Annotated in this window: 18 protein-coding genes; 9 read left to right on the forward strand and 9 right to left on the reverse strand. The window is 40.9% G+C overall.

Going from position 1 to position 17,089, the window contains the following annotated elements; genetic code table 11:
* Nucleotides 1-2 precede the first annotated feature (2 nt).
* Nucleotides 3-1,052: an ATP-binding protein gene (locus LSG31_RS05300; protein WP_347438358.1), complete on the reverse strand. Its 1,050-nt coding sequence runs from the start codon at nt 1,050-1,052 to the stop codon at nt 3-5.
* A gap of 442 nt (nt 1,053-1,494) precedes the next feature.
* On the opposite strand from LSG31_RS05300, the gene LSG31_RS05305 reads away from it, so the two are divergent.
* On the forward strand, nt 1,495-2,022 hold the full coding sequence (locus LSG31_RS05305; RefSeq protein ID WP_347438359.1) for a YceI family protein: 528 nt from the start codon (nt 1,495-1,497) through the stop codon (nt 2,020-2,022).
* A 130-nt stretch (nt 2,023-2,152) separates the two neighbouring features.
* On the opposite strand, the gene LSG31_RS05310 is transcribed toward LSG31_RS05305, so the two are convergent.
* Both LSG31_RS05310 and LSG31_RS05315 read right to left on the reverse strand, forming a co-directional pair.
* Nucleotides 2,153-3,289, reverse strand: a complete 1,137-nt coding sequence (locus tag LSG31_RS05310) for a methyl-accepting chemotaxis protein (RefSeq protein ID WP_347438360.1) — start codon at nt 3,287-3,289, stop codon at nt 2,153-2,155.
* Nucleotides 3,290-3,370: 81 nt separating this feature from the next.
* Nucleotides 3,371-4,447, reverse strand: coding sequence for a L,D-transpeptidase (locus LSG31_RS05315; RefSeq protein WP_347438361.1), 1,077 nt, complete (start codon nt 4,445-4,447; stop codon nt 3,371-3,373).
* A gap of 322 nt (nt 4,448-4,769) precedes the next feature.
* Here LSG31_RS05315 and LSG31_RS05320 point away from each other — a divergent pair, with 322 nt between their 5' ends.
* The gene (locus LSG31_RS05320) at nt 4,770-5,597 is read left to right on the forward strand and encodes a peptidoglycan-binding protein (RefSeq protein ID WP_347438362.1); all 828 of its coding nucleotides are present in this window, start codon (nt 4,770-4,772) and stop codon (nt 5,595-5,597) included.
* Between the two features lie 173 nt (nt 5,598-5,770).
* Here the strand turns inward: LSG31_RS05320 and htpG are convergent, their stop codons facing one another.
* The 6 genes from htpG to LSG31_RS05350 form a co-directional block, all read right to left on the reverse strand.
* Nucleotides 5,771-7,651, reverse strand: a complete 1,881-nt coding sequence (gene htpG, locus LSG31_RS05325; RefSeq protein ID WP_347438363.1) for a molecular chaperone HtpG — start codon at nt 7,649-7,651, stop codon at nt 5,771-5,773.
* 245 nt (nt 7,652-7,896) lie between these two features.
* A complete protein-coding gene (locus tag LSG31_RS05330) occupies nt 7,897-9,138 on the reverse strand; it encodes a hypothetical protein (RefSeq protein WP_347438364.1) in 1,242 nt (413 codons plus the stop codon).
* An 11-nt stretch (nt 9,139-9,149) separates the two neighbouring features.
* Nucleotides 9,150-9,983 carry a hypothetical protein gene (locus LSG31_RS05335; RefSeq protein WP_347438365.1) on the reverse strand — a complete coding sequence of 278 codons (834 nt, stop codon included), beginning with the start codon at nt 9,981-9,983 and terminating at the stop codon, nt 9,150-9,152.
* The gene (locus LSG31_RS05340) at nt 9,980-10,666 is read right to left on the reverse strand and encodes an ABC transporter ATP-binding protein (RefSeq protein ID WP_347438366.1); all 687 of its coding nucleotides are present in this window, start codon (nt 10,664-10,666) and stop codon (nt 9,980-9,982) included. The genes LSG31_RS05335 and LSG31_RS05340 overlap by 4 nt, the downstream gene beginning before the upstream one ends.
* Before the next feature lie 52 nt (nt 10,667-10,718).
* Nucleotides 10,719-11,096, reverse strand: a complete 378-nt coding sequence (locus LSG31_RS05345; protein ID WP_347438367.1) for a GntR family transcriptional regulator — start codon at nt 11,094-11,096, stop codon at nt 10,719-10,721.
* A 163-nt stretch (nt 11,097-11,259) separates the two neighbouring features.
* Entirely contained in the window at nt 11,260-11,814 is a 555-nt protein-coding gene (locus tag LSG31_RS05350) for a CBO0543 family protein (protein WP_347438368.1), read from the reverse strand.
* 498 nt (nt 11,815-12,312) lie between these two features.
* On the opposite strand from LSG31_RS05350, the gene LSG31_RS05355 reads away from it, so the two are divergent.
* The 7 genes from LSG31_RS05355 (at nt 12,313) to LSG31_RS05380 (ending at nt 17,078) form a co-directional block, all read left to right on the forward strand.
* The gene (locus LSG31_RS05355) at nt 12,313-13,128 is read left to right on the forward strand and encodes a COG4705 family protein (protein WP_347438369.1); all 816 of its coding nucleotides are present in this window, start codon (nt 12,313-12,315) and stop codon (nt 13,126-13,128) included.
* Nucleotides 13,129-13,228: 100 nt separating this feature from the next.
* Nucleotides 13,229-14,257 carry a glycoside hydrolase family 113 protein gene (locus tag LSG31_RS05360; RefSeq protein WP_347438370.1) on the forward strand — a complete coding sequence of 343 codons (1,029 nt, stop codon included), beginning with the start codon at nt 13,229-13,231 and terminating at the stop codon, nt 14,255-14,257.
* A complete protein-coding gene (locus LSG31_RS05365) occupies nt 14,254-14,715 on the forward strand; it encodes an SRPBCC family protein (RefSeq protein ID WP_347438371.1) in 462 nt (153 codons plus the stop codon). The genes LSG31_RS05360 and LSG31_RS05365 overlap by 4 nt, the downstream gene beginning before the upstream one ends.
* Before the next feature lies 1 nt (nt 14,716).
* Entirely contained in the window at nt 14,717-15,043 is a 327-nt protein-coding gene (locus LSG31_RS05370; RefSeq protein WP_347438372.1) for an ArsR/SmtB family transcription factor, read from the forward strand.
* A 327-nt stretch (nt 15,044-15,370) separates the two neighbouring features.
* Nucleotides 15,371-15,808: an SRPBCC family protein gene (locus tag LSG31_RS05375; RefSeq protein ID WP_347438373.1), complete on the forward strand. Its 438-nt coding sequence runs from the start codon at nt 15,371-15,373 to the stop codon at nt 15,806-15,808.
* Between the two features lie 371 nt (nt 15,809-16,179).
* The gene (locus LSG31_RS23275; RefSeq protein WP_430734244.1) at nt 16,180-16,482 is read left to right on the forward strand and encodes a DUF6922 domain-containing protein; all 303 of its coding nucleotides are present in this window, start codon (nt 16,180-16,182) and stop codon (nt 16,480-16,482) included.
* Nucleotides 16,440-17,078: a nucleotidyl transferase AbiEii/AbiGii toxin family protein gene (locus LSG31_RS05380; protein ID WP_347438374.1), complete on the forward strand. Its 639-nt coding sequence runs from the start codon at nt 16,440-16,442 to the stop codon at nt 17,076-17,078. Before LSG31_RS23275 ends, LSG31_RS05380 begins: the two co-directional genes overlap by 43 nt.
* The last annotated feature ends 11 nt before the right edge of the window (nt 17,079-17,089 follow it).

Consider the following 17,089-nt stretch of genomic DNA (forward strand, 5'->3'; position numbering starts at 1 on the left):
GCTTATCGGCAGCTCTGTATCGGTAATTGTATTTCAACAATCGTACCTTGATTTTTATGACTGATAAATTTCATATGGCCTTTGTGATATTGGACGATGTTCAGACTTACCATGATCCCCAATCCAGTACCCTTATCTTTTGTGGTAAAAAAGGCTTGACCCACTTTATTGATGTACTCGCTTGAAATTCCACATCCCTGATCCATCACTCGGATCAAAACAAAGTTAGAAAGAGTTCTTGTTTCGACAACAATCTGCCCGCCTTGCTTCATGGATTCTATCGCGTTTTTGATAATGTTAATAAATACTTGCTTAATTTTGTTTTCCTCACAAATAATAATTGGCCGTTGTGCATGGAATTTTTTGATAATTTCCACATTATATAAAATTGCTTGTGTTGAAAGTAATGTAATGATATCGGAAAGAATTACATGCAGATCTTTTTCTTCCATATCCATTTTCTTCGGCTTTGATAAAAGCAAGAATTCACCTACAATGGAATTGATTCGATCAATTTCCGAAAGAATTAATTCGAGATATTCGATATTTTTCGGTCGCGATTCATTGATTCGCATAAGCTGTATAAATCCGCGTAAACTGGTTAAAGGATTGCGAATTTCATGTGCCACTCCTGCAGCCAATTCACCAATAACCGAAAGATTCCCAGAGTATGTAAGCAACTCTCGATACTGTGTTAAATTGAGCAGTTGTACAACATATGTTCTCTGTTTATCGATTTCTCCTTCATTATGAATCATCGTGATTGTTACAAGTGTCCAGAGAACCTGGCCCTCTTTATTTACAAAACGCTTTTCCCCTTGATAACTGTACATGCTTCCCTGCGGCAACTCGATATTTTCCGAATCTTCCGGGTACAACAGTGATTGAAAGCGAATCGTAAGCAACTCCCGCTCTTCGTAACCTAGCATTTCACACAGCGAAGCATTCACTTTTTGGATTTTGCCATCTGCTTTGATCACTGCCGTTGCAATAGGAGTGTGCTCTAAAAATTGAATAAAACAAGATTCATTCTCTGAACTCAAATTCCCCAACCAATATACCCCCGACCGTATATGATAAAATAAGCCAAAATAGATGCTTGATAGCGCCTATTTTGGCTTATGTCCAGCTCAAACGCGTTGTCTGGAACATCTTCCAAACGAATCATACTTTATATAGCAATACATACCAATAAATATTAATAAATGGAAATTATATATTAAGTATTATTTAGATTTACTAACATGATAAAAAACTTAAACTATTTTTTATTCCTTTATCATAATAAAGCCTGGAACCAATGTTTTCAATACTCTTATTCTTCCTGCCACGCATTCTATTCCTTTCCGTTACAAAAGTTTATTAAAAAAACGAAATTACTTACTTGTTTTTTGTATCTATATTATTGTAATATAAATATATAACGAACTTTTTTAATCACGGTTGTTATCAAACAATTATGAAACATTCGAATTTAAGGAGGCTGTATTAAGAATGGCAAACTGGGTTTTAGACAAAACACATAGCGGTATTGGCTTTTCTGTACGCCATATGATGATTTCCAACGTACGTGGTCACTTTAACGAATTTGATGCAACTGTTGCTGTAGAATCTGATGATATTACGACTGCCAGTATTTCTGTAGAAATCGATCCAACAAGTATCGACACTCGAAATCAACAGCGGGATGATCATCTTCGTTCCGGTGACTTTTTCCACGTTGGTGAATATCCAAAAATTCATTTTCAAAGTTCCCAATTACGGCATGTAGACGGAGAACAATACACTCTCGATGGACAATTGACGATTCTCGGTGTCACAAAACCTCTTACTCTTAACTGTGAAATCACGGGTCCAGCTAAAGACCCATGGGGAAATGAACGGATTGGCGTTATAGCTACCGGCAGTGTGGATCGAAAAGACTTTGGCCTGACATACAATGCAGTTTTGGAAACAGGCGGCGTGTTGATCGGCGACACAGTAAAACTTAACATTGAAATGGAATTTGTGAATCAGGGATAATTCGCATCATTTAAAGAAATATTCATAGTCACTTTCCATAGCTTATAGTGTCTCTGTGGATACGTATCACGGAGAGAATTGAAAAAGGGGCTGTTCCAAGTTGTTTTGGAATAGCCCCCTCGATTTTATTTTACCTTTTGCGGTTTTCTGTCAAATGGAACTGGTTGACCAGCAGCAGCAACGATCGAGTAATCGACTCTACATTACCGGAAGTGCCGCGTACATGCAGCATGTTCTGTTGTAGATCCTGTACCATGCTCTCTACTTCCGCGGAAATTTTCCGATTCTCGATGCTCACATCGGCAATTTTCTCCATCAGTGCAACCACTTCACTCACCACTTGTGTCTTTTGTGTATCATGTGCACTCGCACTGTTTAAAATTTCCGAAGCAGTAGCGACGATCTGTGTGCCCTCTGCCACTACATTCGTACCTTCCTCCATCGACACAAATGCCTCCTTTGCTTGTTGACCGATATGCCCCAACGTCTCGTTAATCTGCATCGTCGACTGCCTGGTAACGTCAGCCAGCTTGCGTATTTCCCCGGCAACCACAGCAAAGCCTTTGCCGTACTCTCCTACTCGCGCTGCTTCTATAGAAGCATTTAAGGAGAGAAGGTTCGTCTGTGTCGATATCTCTTCAATGACCTGCAATAGGTTGCTGATCTCCTGTGTCGTTTCCAGAAACGTCCGAATGGATTGATTTGTTTCCTCCACTTTATGCTGAATATGCTGCATCTTATCGCCGATGTGTTCGACTTCATCCTGTGCGACGGCAATTTGATCAGAGGCCTTCTGCTCCAATTCGCGCAGCGTGCTGCTCATATGCAGAGACACATCTTTCGCATTATCAATATCCTTCAGTTGGTACCGGATCCCCCGAATCATGTCATGAATTTTACTGCTTACCCGTTCGGTTGCCGCTTCCGTCGATACTGTCGATTCGTTTAACAGATACTGACTTTCTTGAACATCAATTGCCGCTTGTTTGACACGAAGCATAATCCCTTCAAGCGAATCAATCATATTGTTAATCCATTTCGCCAACTCACGTGTCTCGTCATTGCCGAATTCCTGAATATTCAGCCGTTGCGTTAAATCTCCCTTACCCTCCGCATTGATCCGGATAAATTTGGCAAGCTTGTGCAAATGCTCCACGATCGGGCGGAGTCGTTTTTTTTCGACCATGGAGGAAGTTATTAGACCGTATGCCAGATTAACAATACCAAATAACAGCCCACCTAAAAGACTCGGAACCTGCTTTGGCAAACTGAAGAATACTGCTGAATTTAGCAGGACATAGCCAAGTACAGACCATATATGTACCTGTTCTGGAGATATGCGTGAGATCTAATACCTCCAATTGTAATACACTCCCTTTGTCTCTTCCTTTTCAGGATTCTGGATATCTCCCAAACTTGGGAGCCCCGATTGAAAAGTAGCTTGTGATGGTGTACCGCTTTTCATTTTGAAAGGCGTGCCGATGGAGATATACGGATAGAGAGTTTCAATGTCGCGATTCCTCATACGCAAACAACCATGAGTGATTCCTTTTTCACCAATATATTGGGGTTGGTTGGTTCCATGAATCGCATAATCCGCTTGGAGCTGAAGCCCCCTTGTACCAAGTGCCCCCGTACCGCCATTGGGGTTAATCACTCGTTTTGATACTGTACTTTCCGAAAAAGGGATAGAAGTACCTGAAGCAACCGGATACAGGGCTAATATTTCATTCCCTCTCGCAACTCCTAATTGATTTGTTTTAGGATAATAATCAAGCTCCAACAATCCATCTGAAAATGTGGAAACCTTGTTATCGAAGGAAAGTTCATAGAAATGATTACCGAGGGAATATGAAACTCCATTCGGTATAAAACTCAGCCAATTATCTGGAGTGCGGGATGTTAACTCTGAAAGATCTTTAGGAAATCTCCCTTTTTCTTGCTTAAATCTTTCTATGGCATTCTCAACAACTAATAGAGGAAGTTCATTCGGCGAAGTCTTTACAGATTTCCTGTCTGTACTTTGTCCAAAAAAACGTTCAATTTTGGTACTGCTGTATTCATACTTAATTGAATGCAGAAAGTAATGCCTGTACCACCAACTGAGTAAAAATAACATCGCTGCAAAAAATGCCAAGAAGAGAAGAATCCCTAATACATATGGCAAAAAGCGATTCCTCATCTTCTCCTTTGGTTGCTCCATGTCCAACTCAGATGATATCATCCTTAGCTTTCCGATAGAAGCCAAATTCCCGTCTTTTGCAGCTCTTTCATACTGTTCGATCGCTGCACCAATCTTCCCTTCTTTCTCAAGTTCTTTGGCATATTCATATCGCATATTGGAGTCCTTTGGGAAGAAGCGCAGATACTTTTGGAAGAAAAAAAGATCATGCTGCGAAAGATACAAGCCTTCCTTTATTTTCAAAAAGTTTCGCTTCAATCGTATCCACCCTTAATGTTTTAAATGAACTGTATACTCAAGAATATGCTTTTAATTTTGAGAAACATGCCTGTTTTTTGTTTTTTTACTCGAAACAGAACTACTCCACCAGTGCAATCGAAAGTGGAGTGGTTCTGTAGTAATTATTTTTTGTTGATCGTTAGTCGCTGTCAATATAAAAAAGGGACTGGTCAATTGGAACAGGACAACGTCCCCCGCCCATACACTGTTGCTAGAAAAAAGCATTTTAGTGCTTGTTCAAAAAGTAGTTATAGGCTTACATTTCAAAAAAGGGTGTGCTGCATGTATGTCGATATTGCCAATCCTAACATTAGGTTCTACAGGCCGATATGTACAATTGCTGCAAATGGGTCTTGACGGGTTAGCCCTTAATTATAATGGCTTTGCGATTGATGGTGTTTTGGATATACGGACACGAGATGCATTGCTAAATTTTAAAGACCGGTTTGATTTGCCGCATGTAGGTGTTGTCGATTCTGTTACATGGAAAATTTTAATTGAGAATGTGAAAGCAGTACAAAAATTACTGAATTCCAACGGATATCATTCCGGATATCCCGATGGATGGTTTGGTCCCACTACAACAGCGGCAGTAAAAAAATTTCAAACTGACAATCAGCTTTATCCATCAGGAATTGTTGACCCCAGGACAAGGCAGAGATTGTTTAACCCACATCCAAAGGATCATTATGAATATCTTCCAAGTTCAAATGCTTTACGTTCGCTAAATCCGCATGTCGCTTCCATGGCCACAAGATTTCTCGAATTAACGCGAGCAAATCAGTTGGATGTCCATATTTATGCAGCGTTTAGAAGTTGGGATGAAGAAGATCGGCTATTTGCCCAAGGCAGATGGACGCCAGGCAATATTGTTACGAACGCCAGAGGTGGAGACTCGTATCACAACTGGGGATTAGCGTTTGATGCTGCACCTTATGAAAACGGAATGATATCGAATGATGTGGAAAAATTTAAAAGAATGGGCCAATTGGGATTACAAGTGGGCCTGGAATGGGGCGGCAATTTTAAAAGTATTGTTGATTATCCGCATTTTCAATTTACATTTGGATTGAATACCTGGGATCTTCTGAATGGCGTCAGACCGCCTGCATAGTCCAACAGTAGAATTTGGCGATTTTTGGGCAAGCTGCTTTCTGTGTCACCTATTTCTACATTTCGAGCATTGAAAACACATGCCGCAAAAACTAGAGCATGGACAAAAATCCATGCTCGCCCGTTTTTATTCAATCTGTTTGTTGAATGTCACTTTATACGGCGATTTTGCCGTTACACCATGATTTTGCAAATGTCATTCGTAAACTCTACCGGATCATAGATTGGCAATCCCTCAATTAAAAGCGCCTGATTGTACAGCAGATGTGTGTATAAATTTAATTTCTCTTGATCTTTTTCATAGGCATCTTTCAGTGATTGGAACACCTCATGATTCGTATTAATTTCCAAGACTTTGTCAGCTTTTATATTTTGGTTGCCCGGCATTGCGTTGAGTATTTTTTCCATTTCGATCGTTACTTCGCCGTCCGTCGATAAACATACAGGATGTGTCTTTAATCGTTTTGACGCCCGCACATCTTTTACTTTATCTGATAATATCTGTTTCATATAGCCAAGCAGGTCTTTGTTTTCTTGCTCTTCCGATTCGGTATTCTTGTGACTGTCTTCTGCTTCAATCCCCAAATCACCGCTAGATACCGATTTGAATTCTTTATCTTTATATGTCATTACCATTTTGATTGCGAACTCATCGATATCGTCGGTGAAATATAAAATTTCATATCCTTTTTCCGCTACCAACTCTGTCTGTGGCAATTTTTCAATTCTTTCATACGTTTCTCCAGAAGCGTAATAAATATATTTTTGATCTTCAGGCATTCTTGATACATACTCATCCAATGTTACCACCTTCTTCTCTTTGGATGAGTAGAACATCAACAAGTCCTGCAATGTTTCTTTATTACTTCCAAAATCACTGTAAATCCCATATTTTAACTGTCTTCCGAATGACTGATAAAATTCTTCATACTTTTCTCTTTCATTCTTTAACAAACTTTGCAATTCACTTTTTATTTTTTTGTTTATGTTCTTGGCAATTAACTTCAATTGTCGATCATGTTGTAAAATCTCTCTGGATATATTCAGGGACAGATCTTCCGAATCGACCATTCCTTTGACAAAGCTAAAATAGTCCGGGAGTAAATCCGAGCATTTATTCATAATCAATACGCCATTTGAATAGAGCTCTAACCCCTTTTCATATTCCTTTGTATAATAGTCAAACGGTGTTTTTTCCGGAATAAATAAAATTGCATTGTAGCGCACTGCACCGTCTACACTGATGTGGATATGTTTGATCGGTTTGTCAAAACCGTAACGCTTTTCCGAGTAAAAATTCTCATAATCTTCAGCGGTAAGCTCACTTTTATTCTTTCTCCAAATCGGAACCATACTATTTATAATCTGTTCTTCACGGTAATCCTCAAATTCGTTCTCGCTGCCTTCTTTAAGCTTCCTTTCCGTAACATCCATTTTGATCGGATATCGAATGAAATCCGAATATTTTTTTATGATCGATTTTAATCGATACTCCTCAAGGTACTCGTCATAGTTTTCATCTTCTGTATTCTCTTTGATTTTCAGAAGAATCTCTGTCCCAACTGAATCTTTCTCATATGGCTCGATCGTGTATCCATCCGCACCCGTCGATTCCCACTTGAAAGCTTCATCGCTCCCTAAAGCCTTGCTGATTACAGTAACTACGTCAGCTACCATAAAAGCTGAATAAAATCCGACTCCAAATTGACCGATGATATCATATCCATCTTTCGACTCATTTTCATTTTTAAATGCTAAAGAACCGCTTTTGGCAATGATTCCAAGGTTATTTTCCAGTTCTTCTTTTGTCATCCCGATCCCGGTATCGGAGATTTTCAATGTTCTGTTTTCCTTGTCAGCAACCAATTTTATATAGTAGCTGTCTTTATCGAAACTTAAGGTGTCGTCCGTTAAAGCTTTGTAATAAATTTTGTCAATGGCGTCGCTAGCATTCGAGATTAACTCTCTTAAAAAAATCTCCTTATGGGAATAAATGGAGTTAATCATCATTTCCAGCAGTCGTTTCGATTCTGCCTGAAACTGTTTCTTTTCCACTATAATCTCTCCTTCCAATATATCGCCTACCTCGGGCATACGATCTATGCATGCAATACGTATCATTCTACAGCTGTCAAATCATTAGCACTCTAACGGTTTGAGTGCTAATCACTATTTAAATACCATATACTGTAGTTTGCGTCAATATGCTAGAGGTTAAACCCTTACTTTTTTCATCAGTAAAGGGTTCTTTGTTTTTTAATATGTCGATTATATAAGTCCCTCTCGGAATAAGTCTCGACTTAGGCACCAAGCGAGATGCTATAAATCTGCAGATTGCCCAATTCTTTATTGTCTTTCCGGGAAACAATTCCCCGATAGACAATCTTCCCTGTGTTCAGTTCGGCAATATCTATCATGGGATCGGCAAAACGATTCTTTTTTGAAGTAACAATCATATACAATCGGTTGTTGGCGATTTTTGAAACACTAACTATCTCCGCGTTCGCTTGAAGATCTTTAAGCGGGATTATAAGATCGCTGCTGATCTTCTTTTCAGAAAGGCTATATCGGATCACCCGTGGTCCCTTTGGATCCGCCGTTGATATAAGGAACAGATCGTCCCCATTTTGACTGATTGCAGGCGGTGCTATGGATTGCAAAAGTTCATTTACGAGCTTACTTTCCACCCTCGACAACTTGCCGCTTTTTATGTCATAAACAAATAGCTCACGGCTGTTCACAGTATTAGCTTTTGCCGCATAAGGCCTTGACGATTCTGTAGTCAATCCATTTGTCATCCATCCATTATTGTCATGCACCATTTGAAAAACTATATAGTTGCTCGGTTTTTTTAAAGCATCCGTTTCATTGATTCCACTGATGACTCCCTGTTTGCTTTCACCTGAAGAAGCATAGGACAAGATCGAATGATCCGCCACAACCTTCTTCTTGTTCAGGTCCAACGTGTAAAGGTGAACAACCGGACCTTGCCCCGTCGCCTGATTCGTATTGTAATTCAGCGTCAACAGTTTCATAAACTGTCCGCCGACCTGGACATTATACGCGTTGACAAACTCATGTGGATTCTGTTTCGGCATCTTAACCTCGAAAGATAAACTGTCTTTCTGTTTTTTGTCGTATATGGAGACGTTGATGCGAAAATCGGATTGGCCTTGCGAATTGATATTCGCATACCCGATTACTCGACTATCCACATAGAAAGCATTCGGATTTTGTTTTCCTCTCATGAATTGAGGATATTGTTTCGCCATCTCCTTCAGCCTCTGGGTGGAATAATAATAGGAGTCCAATGACTTCCAAAACGACTGGTCGCTTTGATATGTACTTCCCTTTGTACTGATGGTGACCGCATCATACTTGTAATTTCCTTTAAGCTTAATTCCGGACGCTACCTGCCCATTGCCCTTCTGCGTTTTTATATAGTACTCCGGATGACCACCTACAGATGCCTCCGCGTAATAGATGCCTATCGTGAAAACGATAAACGGGATAAGCACGGCCAGTTTCCAATAACGTTTCATTTGTTTCCCCCCTATACGCTTATTTTCTTTTGCAGCAAATAGTAACTGAACCACAACGAGCAACCGGTGATCAAAATCCCGACAGCGATTTCCATTCTGACAATTTCACTGGGGTAAAAGTAATCCGGATACCATTTTCCCGCAATCAGTACTGGAAATAGGAAAATAAAGCCGGCAGCGATTCCATAAATGATCCCCGCTATCATTCCTTTCAATCGAAAGCTTCGTTCCAGTAGAATCGCTGTAAATACGACAATCACTCCCATCAGTCCCGCACCGTAATACAAGAGAAATTGAATGAAGTACATGGGAATAAGAACACTCATCAGGGAATTCATTCGTATCAGATCTATGATGGATACGGAATCCCTTAATTCACGGGGAACTATAAAATTGAAAGCAAGTATCTCCAGTTGAAGAATCAGCACTTGAAAAGCGACAAGCCCCAAAACAAACAGAAAAATAGCGCTGATCTTGGCAAAGTAGACGTTCATCCTTGAAGTCGGCAGCATAAGAAGCCGGTAGATGAATGTATTCTTCCCGAACCACTCCCGATACCAAACCAGGAAACTATACAACAAGAGCGCTGCAATACACAATTCGATAGGAGCCGTAAACCATAATGTTTTGCTGTAATTTAAAAAGCTGGCTGTTTCAAAATGAGCCGCATATTCGGCTGCTGATATGGAATGATCGCGAATCGCAGCATTCGCCCGGTTCATGAATGCATTGGCAAATAAGAAAACGCCGGTAAATTGCGAAAAAAAGGTCACGAGCCACAATACGGCATAGTATTTTCCAAACCGGTGAATCTCCCAATTTAGAAGTTTCCCATAACGATTCATTGATACACCTCCCTCATAACATCTAAAACAGACTTGCCTTCTTTCAACCGCACATCCTCCGCGTTAAATTCCTTCAGTACCCTGCCTTGGTCAAGCAATACGACTTTATCGATCAAATGTTCGATATCGTGAATTTCGTGTGTGGTAATAATAACCCCGCGATCCTCGATTAAATGGCTGGTAAACACATTTGCGATCTGCTCTCTGCTGAAAATATCGATCCCCGAAAATGGTTCGTCCATGAGCAAATAATCCGCGTTAATGGATAAGCCAAGCAGCAAATTGGCTTTGGCCGCATTTCCTTTGGATAAATCTCCGATTCGATCCTGTTCTTTCAGCTTGAAGAAGGATAACAACTCCAACGCACGCTGCCCGTTCCAATTCGTATAGAAATCCTGCATAAACTGCATCGCTTCTCCAATCCTCATATGGGAAGGCATTGTCAAGATATCCGGAATGAAGACGACTTTCTCGTAAATCCGCTTATCGACCGGCTGGCCGTCGATCCGGATTTGACCGCCACTGACTGGAGTCAGTCCCATGATCGCTTTCATGACAGTGGACTTGCCTACCCCATTAATGCCGACCAAGCAGGTTATCTGGCCTTTCTCCGCAGTGAACGACACTTCATCCAGCACTCTTTTTCTGCCGTATTTCTTACTGATTCGATCCACTTCGATCATATAGCGACCTCCTTGAAGTTTTGCACAAGAAAACAGTAATCGTAAACATTGCCTACTCTTTCGCACATTCCGATTCATATTTTTCTCTCACTATGTGCAGCAGTTCATCCACAGGCACATCAATTTTCTTGACAGAATGTACAAATGCTTCGACAGCTTCCCGCAGAAGCTCTTCCCGTATCGAGTTCAAAATCCGTTCATCTGCTGTAATCCGACTAGGAGAATTGCCTTCTGTCGTGATCAACTTCTGCTCCTCCATTTCCTTGTAAGCCCGCTGTGCCGTATTTGGATTAATCTTGAGCAAACCGGCCAGTTCCCTGCGAGATGGAATCTCCTGGCCCGCTATCAGTTTGCCTGTTGCGATTTCTTCTTTAAAATGCCGGACAACCTGCAGATAAACCGGATCGCGATTATTAAACGTAACGTTCATCTATCCATCTCCTAAGTTCCTTTCTTGCCAAACCTGATCTAACAACAAGGCGTGTATGTACTAAATAGTTCATACGCTATATGTGTACTATATCATTAATACACATGGTTTGTAAAGTTATCCCTTTTTGTATTTCTGTATGGAGGTTTTCAGAATTAATAATCTACATTTCATATAACATGTCAAATGTCTTAGATTGAGCCATACGATGCGCAAGCAAATAAATAACGATATAAACCGGGAACGAATAAATGTGCTTCCAATGCACAAGAACGTACAAACCCAACAACTTCATAACTGGTTCGCCCACGAATGCATTTACAAGTCCAAATGTAATGGATTTGAGCCAAGGAGAAAAAGTCGGCTTATATTGAATAAGAAACATAATCTCTATGGACATTAATGTGTCCCATGGGAAGAATGGTGGGAACGTGGGAATTAATTTAAAAGGATAGTACCAAAATTTATATGAGTTACCTAAAAGATCCAGCCATGAAATAATAATCAGCGCAAAAAAACCAACATACAGCAAGCGTCCTGTGCTGTCCCTTTTCCTAAAAATAAACCATATTATGATTGGACCAATTGTCAGGACTAATTCAAACCACCATTGCCATGTCCATAGAATTTGTGTTGACCAGATGTGAGCATATCCCTTATTTGCGGCAACTGATTTATTTATGTATTCTATTATTTGTTTCATAACTGCATGAGTCATACTTGAATCACTCGATTCTGTTGATTAGTGGGGGAGTAAATTCTTGCTATTCCTAAAGCTAAGCAATGCCCTAGAATGTTTTCTGCATGGTCTCCCTGTTTATTGTCACATTCCACAATTGTATTATTCCATTTCCGCAGTTTGTTATGTCTGGTAGTACCAGAATCGAAGCGATTCACATACACTGCTCGCCCCACCGGAGCGTCAGTACCGACAAAAACAAAACCTTTCATTCTATTTTCGCAAAATATTTTTGAATACCACCCTACTCAATGGGCAGGATAGTTCAACAAAAGAATTGTTATATACTTAACAATCGTTCTTGGTGATTTTTCGATTATATTATGATTCAACCTTTCATATGCCGTTCCTAAAATTAATCCCAAAAACGAATCAGAACTAAATGCAAAGTTTTTTCATCTGTTTATATGTAGAGCAAACGATACATGTAACTATAGGGAATGGATGGCAATAGTATTGAGGAGGAACGAGCATCATATGAACAAGTCTTTTTCCGATAACACGCGTTGTGCGCAGCGGTTCTTTACGAAGGTTCCAGAAATTACGTTATATTTCTGGATTATAAAGTTGCTGACGACAGCCATGGGTGAAACAACTTCAGACTATCTTGTCTACCATATGAATCCATACCTTGCAGTAATTCTTGGAGGTATCGGGTTTGTCATTGCATTGATTCTGCAATTTGCGGTTCGTAAATATGTGGCATGGATTTACTGGCTTCTGGTCGTCATGGTGGCCGTTTTTGGCACGATGGTCGCAGATGCGACGCATATTGTATTGGGGATTCCATACTATGTCTCAACCATTGCCTTTGCAGTCATTCTGACGGTGGTATTCGCCACTTGGTACAGGGTTGAGAAGACGTTGTCAATACACAGCATCCACACTCGCCGTCGTGAAATGTTTTACTGGGCAACTGTACTCGCAACTTTCGCCATGGGAACAGCGACAGGGGACATGACGGCAATGACCTTGCATTTGGGGTACTTTGCTTCAGGGGTATTGTTTGCGGTCTTGTTTGCGCTCCCAGGGCTGTGCTATTGGCTGTTTGGCCTTAATGAGATTTTCGCATTCTGGTTTGCCTACGTCATGACTCGTCCATTGGGCGCCTCATTCGCGGATTGGTTTGGAATGCCACATAATGTCGGTGGTCTTGGATATGGCAAAGGCTTGGTGAGCATTGTCTTAACGATTTTTATCGTTGCTTTTGTCGGCTATCTGACAGTGACCCGCAAGGACGTTCAACAGGAATCCGCCATCTCCAGCAACAGCTATATAAAAGTTGCTGAATAAATGAAATTGCTGTTACTCTGTGCTAGAGGCAAAATAAGATCGTTTGGATGAAAAGGAAGCCGCAAAAGTACTGGTTAGGTCTAAAGGGGTTAATTAGGATATGACATTGAAAGTAAAAGGCGTGACCTACGATGTTGGAATGCCTGTTATCAAAGGTGGACTAACGCGCGAAGCTCTGCCATTGAACCTAGTGACGCGGGAGATGCAAATCATTTCTAAGGAGTTGCACTGTACTGCCGTACGCATCACAGGGCAGGATGTCGGGCGACTGAAAATGGCTGCAGATGCCGCAGCGCGTCAAGGACTGGATGTTTGGCTCTCACCGTCGTTGCACGATGCTGGCGAGCAGGAAACGTTCGGCCAGATTATAGAGGCGGCTTGTGTGTGTGAGGAACTACGCAAACACGATATTCAAGTTGTGTTGGTTATCGGGTGTGAACTCAGTGTATTCATGGCAGGATTGATACCAGGAGATAGCGGGCTTGAACGTTTAGCAGTGCTTTCCGATCCATCACGATGGACTGAGGAACTTTTTGCGCAAGGATCGCCGCTGGAACGATTGAACCGTTTTTTGGCACACTCATCGACGGAGGCGAGAAAGCATTTCTCGGGTCCATTAACCTACGCATCAGGATTATGGGAAGATATCGACTGGAATATCTTTGACATAGTGGGCATCGATGCTTACCGCGACGCGAATAATGCCAGTCATTTCCGTGATGTGATCCGAAACTACAAAATGTACGGCAAGCCCATAGTCGCAACTGAATTTGGATGCTGCACATATGTTGGCGCAGACGATCAAGGTAGTATGGGCTGGCTCGTTATTGATCGCGAGTCCAAGCCTTGGCGTCTGAACAAACCACTCATACGGGATGAAGACGTACAAGCACGGTATCTGACTGATATGCTTGCGCTGTTCGAGGATGAAGGGGTGGAAGGTGCCTTTGTCTTCACGTTTGTTAGCCCCAGCTATTCTTCCAGTGTTGATCCTGATTATGACTTAGACACCGCAAGTTATAGTCTTGTGCGTACCTGGACTGGAAACGCAACATCTCGGTCACCGCTTCAGTGGGAACCCAAGAAAGCGTTTCACACGATTGCCCACTATTATGGGAGTGGACGATGACCCGTTATGTGTTAACCGGGGGCATTATTTCAAAAACTACCCTTCACACCTGCATCTTCATACAAAAAGCGGTTGTTTTCAATGCTCCGATTGAACACGTATGGAAAGCTGTTGCAACATCAGAAGGTATTGCTTCGTGGTGGATGCCAAATACTTTTGAACCTATTTTGGGACGTGACTTCATCCTACATGCAGGTCAATTCGGTGATTCACCTTGCAAAGTAACGGAAATCGACCCTCTGAACTGTGTCGGTTTTGACTGGGGTAAGGATTGGCATCTTACTTTTGAATTAAAAAAGTTAGAAGATGGAAAAACTGAGCTCACACTGATCCACTCTGGCTGGGATGCAGAAAAAGTTACAGAGTTTGGACAACCTCACTCAGTCGTTCATGGCATCATGGACAGTGGGTGGGAGAAAATTATCAAAGAGAATCTTCCCATATATATCGAGGCTTGAATTGGTAGCAACCCCGTCTAAACATAATGTATTTCAGGCAATCGCTGACCCTACTCGTAGAAGACTGTTAAAATTGCTTGCTGACAAGGAAATGCCGATTACTGAAATTGCGGAATTCTTCCCGATAACCCGTACTGCTGTGAACAAGCATCTACATGTTCTTTCCGATGCGGGTCTTGTCAGCAGTCAGAAGGTTGGGCGGGAAACTCGGTACAAGCTTCAGCCAGAACCCCTTGTCGAACTAAAACAATGGCTTTCCTTTTTTGAACAATATTGGGATAAAAAGTTGTCTGCTCTTAAAGAGTTTGTAGAGACTGATAACGATTAGTAGTAAAATACGGTAATGGTAATTTAAATATTCGGATATCCAACGGCAATGATCATGAGTTGTTCCGCTAAAGGGCAGCAGTTTAATTCAATAAAAAATCAGGCTAAACTTAATGTGAACCATTAACTATAAGTGCGTGTTCAAAAAGTGGTTAAGTAAGACACAAGGAGTGCGAAGCCGAAGCACGAAAAGGCGACGGAGTGTACGTGTTTGGTACATGAGTAAGCCTTTTTGGGATTCGGCAAAGCAATCCGCCGTGGAGTTTTGACTACTTTTTGAACATCCTCTATAAATCAACTATAAATTGAAAGAGGGATTACATAGCTTATGAACAACATCACGAAGATTAAAGTATTCAAATCCGTTAATGACGTATATGAAGCCTTCGTTGATCCTGCAAAGATAGGTAATTTTTGGTTTTCATCCAGCTCTGAAAGATGGGAACAAGGCAAGACGGTTACATTGAGATATGAGGAATACGATGCACAAGTTGATATAAAAATAATGGAGATCGAGGAAAATAAAGAAATCGTTTTCCAGTGGGGTGCAAATGGGGAAGGACATGTTGTTACAATTACACTCAAAGAATTGGATAATACTAGTACAATTATTGAAGTTAATGAAGGAGGTTTTACTGAAAATGACGATAAACTAATAAGTGATCTGGTGGACAATAAAGAAGGCTGGGTTTATATGTTAACCTGTTTAAAGGGTTATTTGGAATTTGGCATTAATAAATTAAGAGCAGGATTGGTAAAAGGATGACGTTAAAAGAGCCAAACTGGTTCTTTTTTCGTGCAGACTCAATTTGAACTAACGTAGATCAAGAGTTGAGGAGTCAATATTGCGGCTCCTCTTGTTGTTGTTATGTTATTGGGCAGATTTGTTGGGTAGAAGACAAGTTCGGGGTGTCATGGCAACTTCAATGCTGATTCTATATCAATTGTGCTGAAAAGAATTGATGGATGTGTACATCTACACCAATTTCCTTGAAATCACTCCATTAACACTAAATCAAATTGGTACGGGTCTAACGGCGAAACTCCCGTAATCATTCCTTACATAACCAATACTTGGTTTGTACCAAAATAAGGTATACAATAATACTAGATGAATTTGTTAAAGGGTGGTTTTCGTTGCCGAACATACAACAAGTTCCCGCTCATTTTAGCCCCTTTTTTTGGGATGTCCATATTGATGAATTGAAGCCGGCATTGCATAGCCGATTCATCATTGAGCGTTTACTGAATGAAGGAGATCATCATACTTTACATTGGCTTTTCAAAGCGTATTCCATGGATGAAATTCGTTTCGTCATTCAAACAAGCCGAAATTTATCCCGAAAAACAGCAAGATATTGGCAGTACTTTTTCAATTTGAAGGAGGAGGATATGCGTTGTTTTGGAAAGTCATCGATCTCACCAGACAATCTGTTTTAAGGAAAATTCTCGAATCCCCTCCCGTTAAAAATTGTTACCTTGCTGGTGGTACTGCATTGGCATTTCAGCTTGGGCATCGTGAATCAATCGATTTTAACTGGTTTACACCCGATCCATTTACTCCTGAACAGATAGAGACCGGTTTATCCGAACAAGGGCGTCTGATGATCACGGAAGCCAAGCCAAATACCTTTCACGGCATTTTGGATGGTGTTCAGGTCACTTGGTTACGTTACACTGCCCCACTGCTCGAATCTCCTATTGTATCGGATATTCTTCCACAATTGAAAATTGCCTCCATTTTAGATATCGGTACTATGAAGTTGATTGCGGCCAGTCAACAGGGAGCAAGGAAAGACTTCATCGATTTGTATGTAATCGAACAAAGCGGTTTATCTCTGACTTCTCTTATTAGGCGCCTTCCTGAGAAGTTCCCGAATACTTCGATTAACTACTACCATATTGTCAAAAGTCTAGTTTATTTCGATGATGCGGAACAGGAACCTATGCCACGAATGCTTAAGCCGTTGGAATGGACTACGGTAAAAGAGTTTTTTGTCCGAACACAAAAACAGTTGCTTAATTCCATACCTTAATACAATCTTGT

The organism is Fodinisporobacter ferrooxydans (genome assembly GCF_022818495.1).
Taxonomy (GTDB): domain Bacteria; phylum Bacillota; class Bacilli; order Tumebacillales; family MYW30-H2; genus Fodinisporobacter; species Fodinisporobacter ferrooxydans.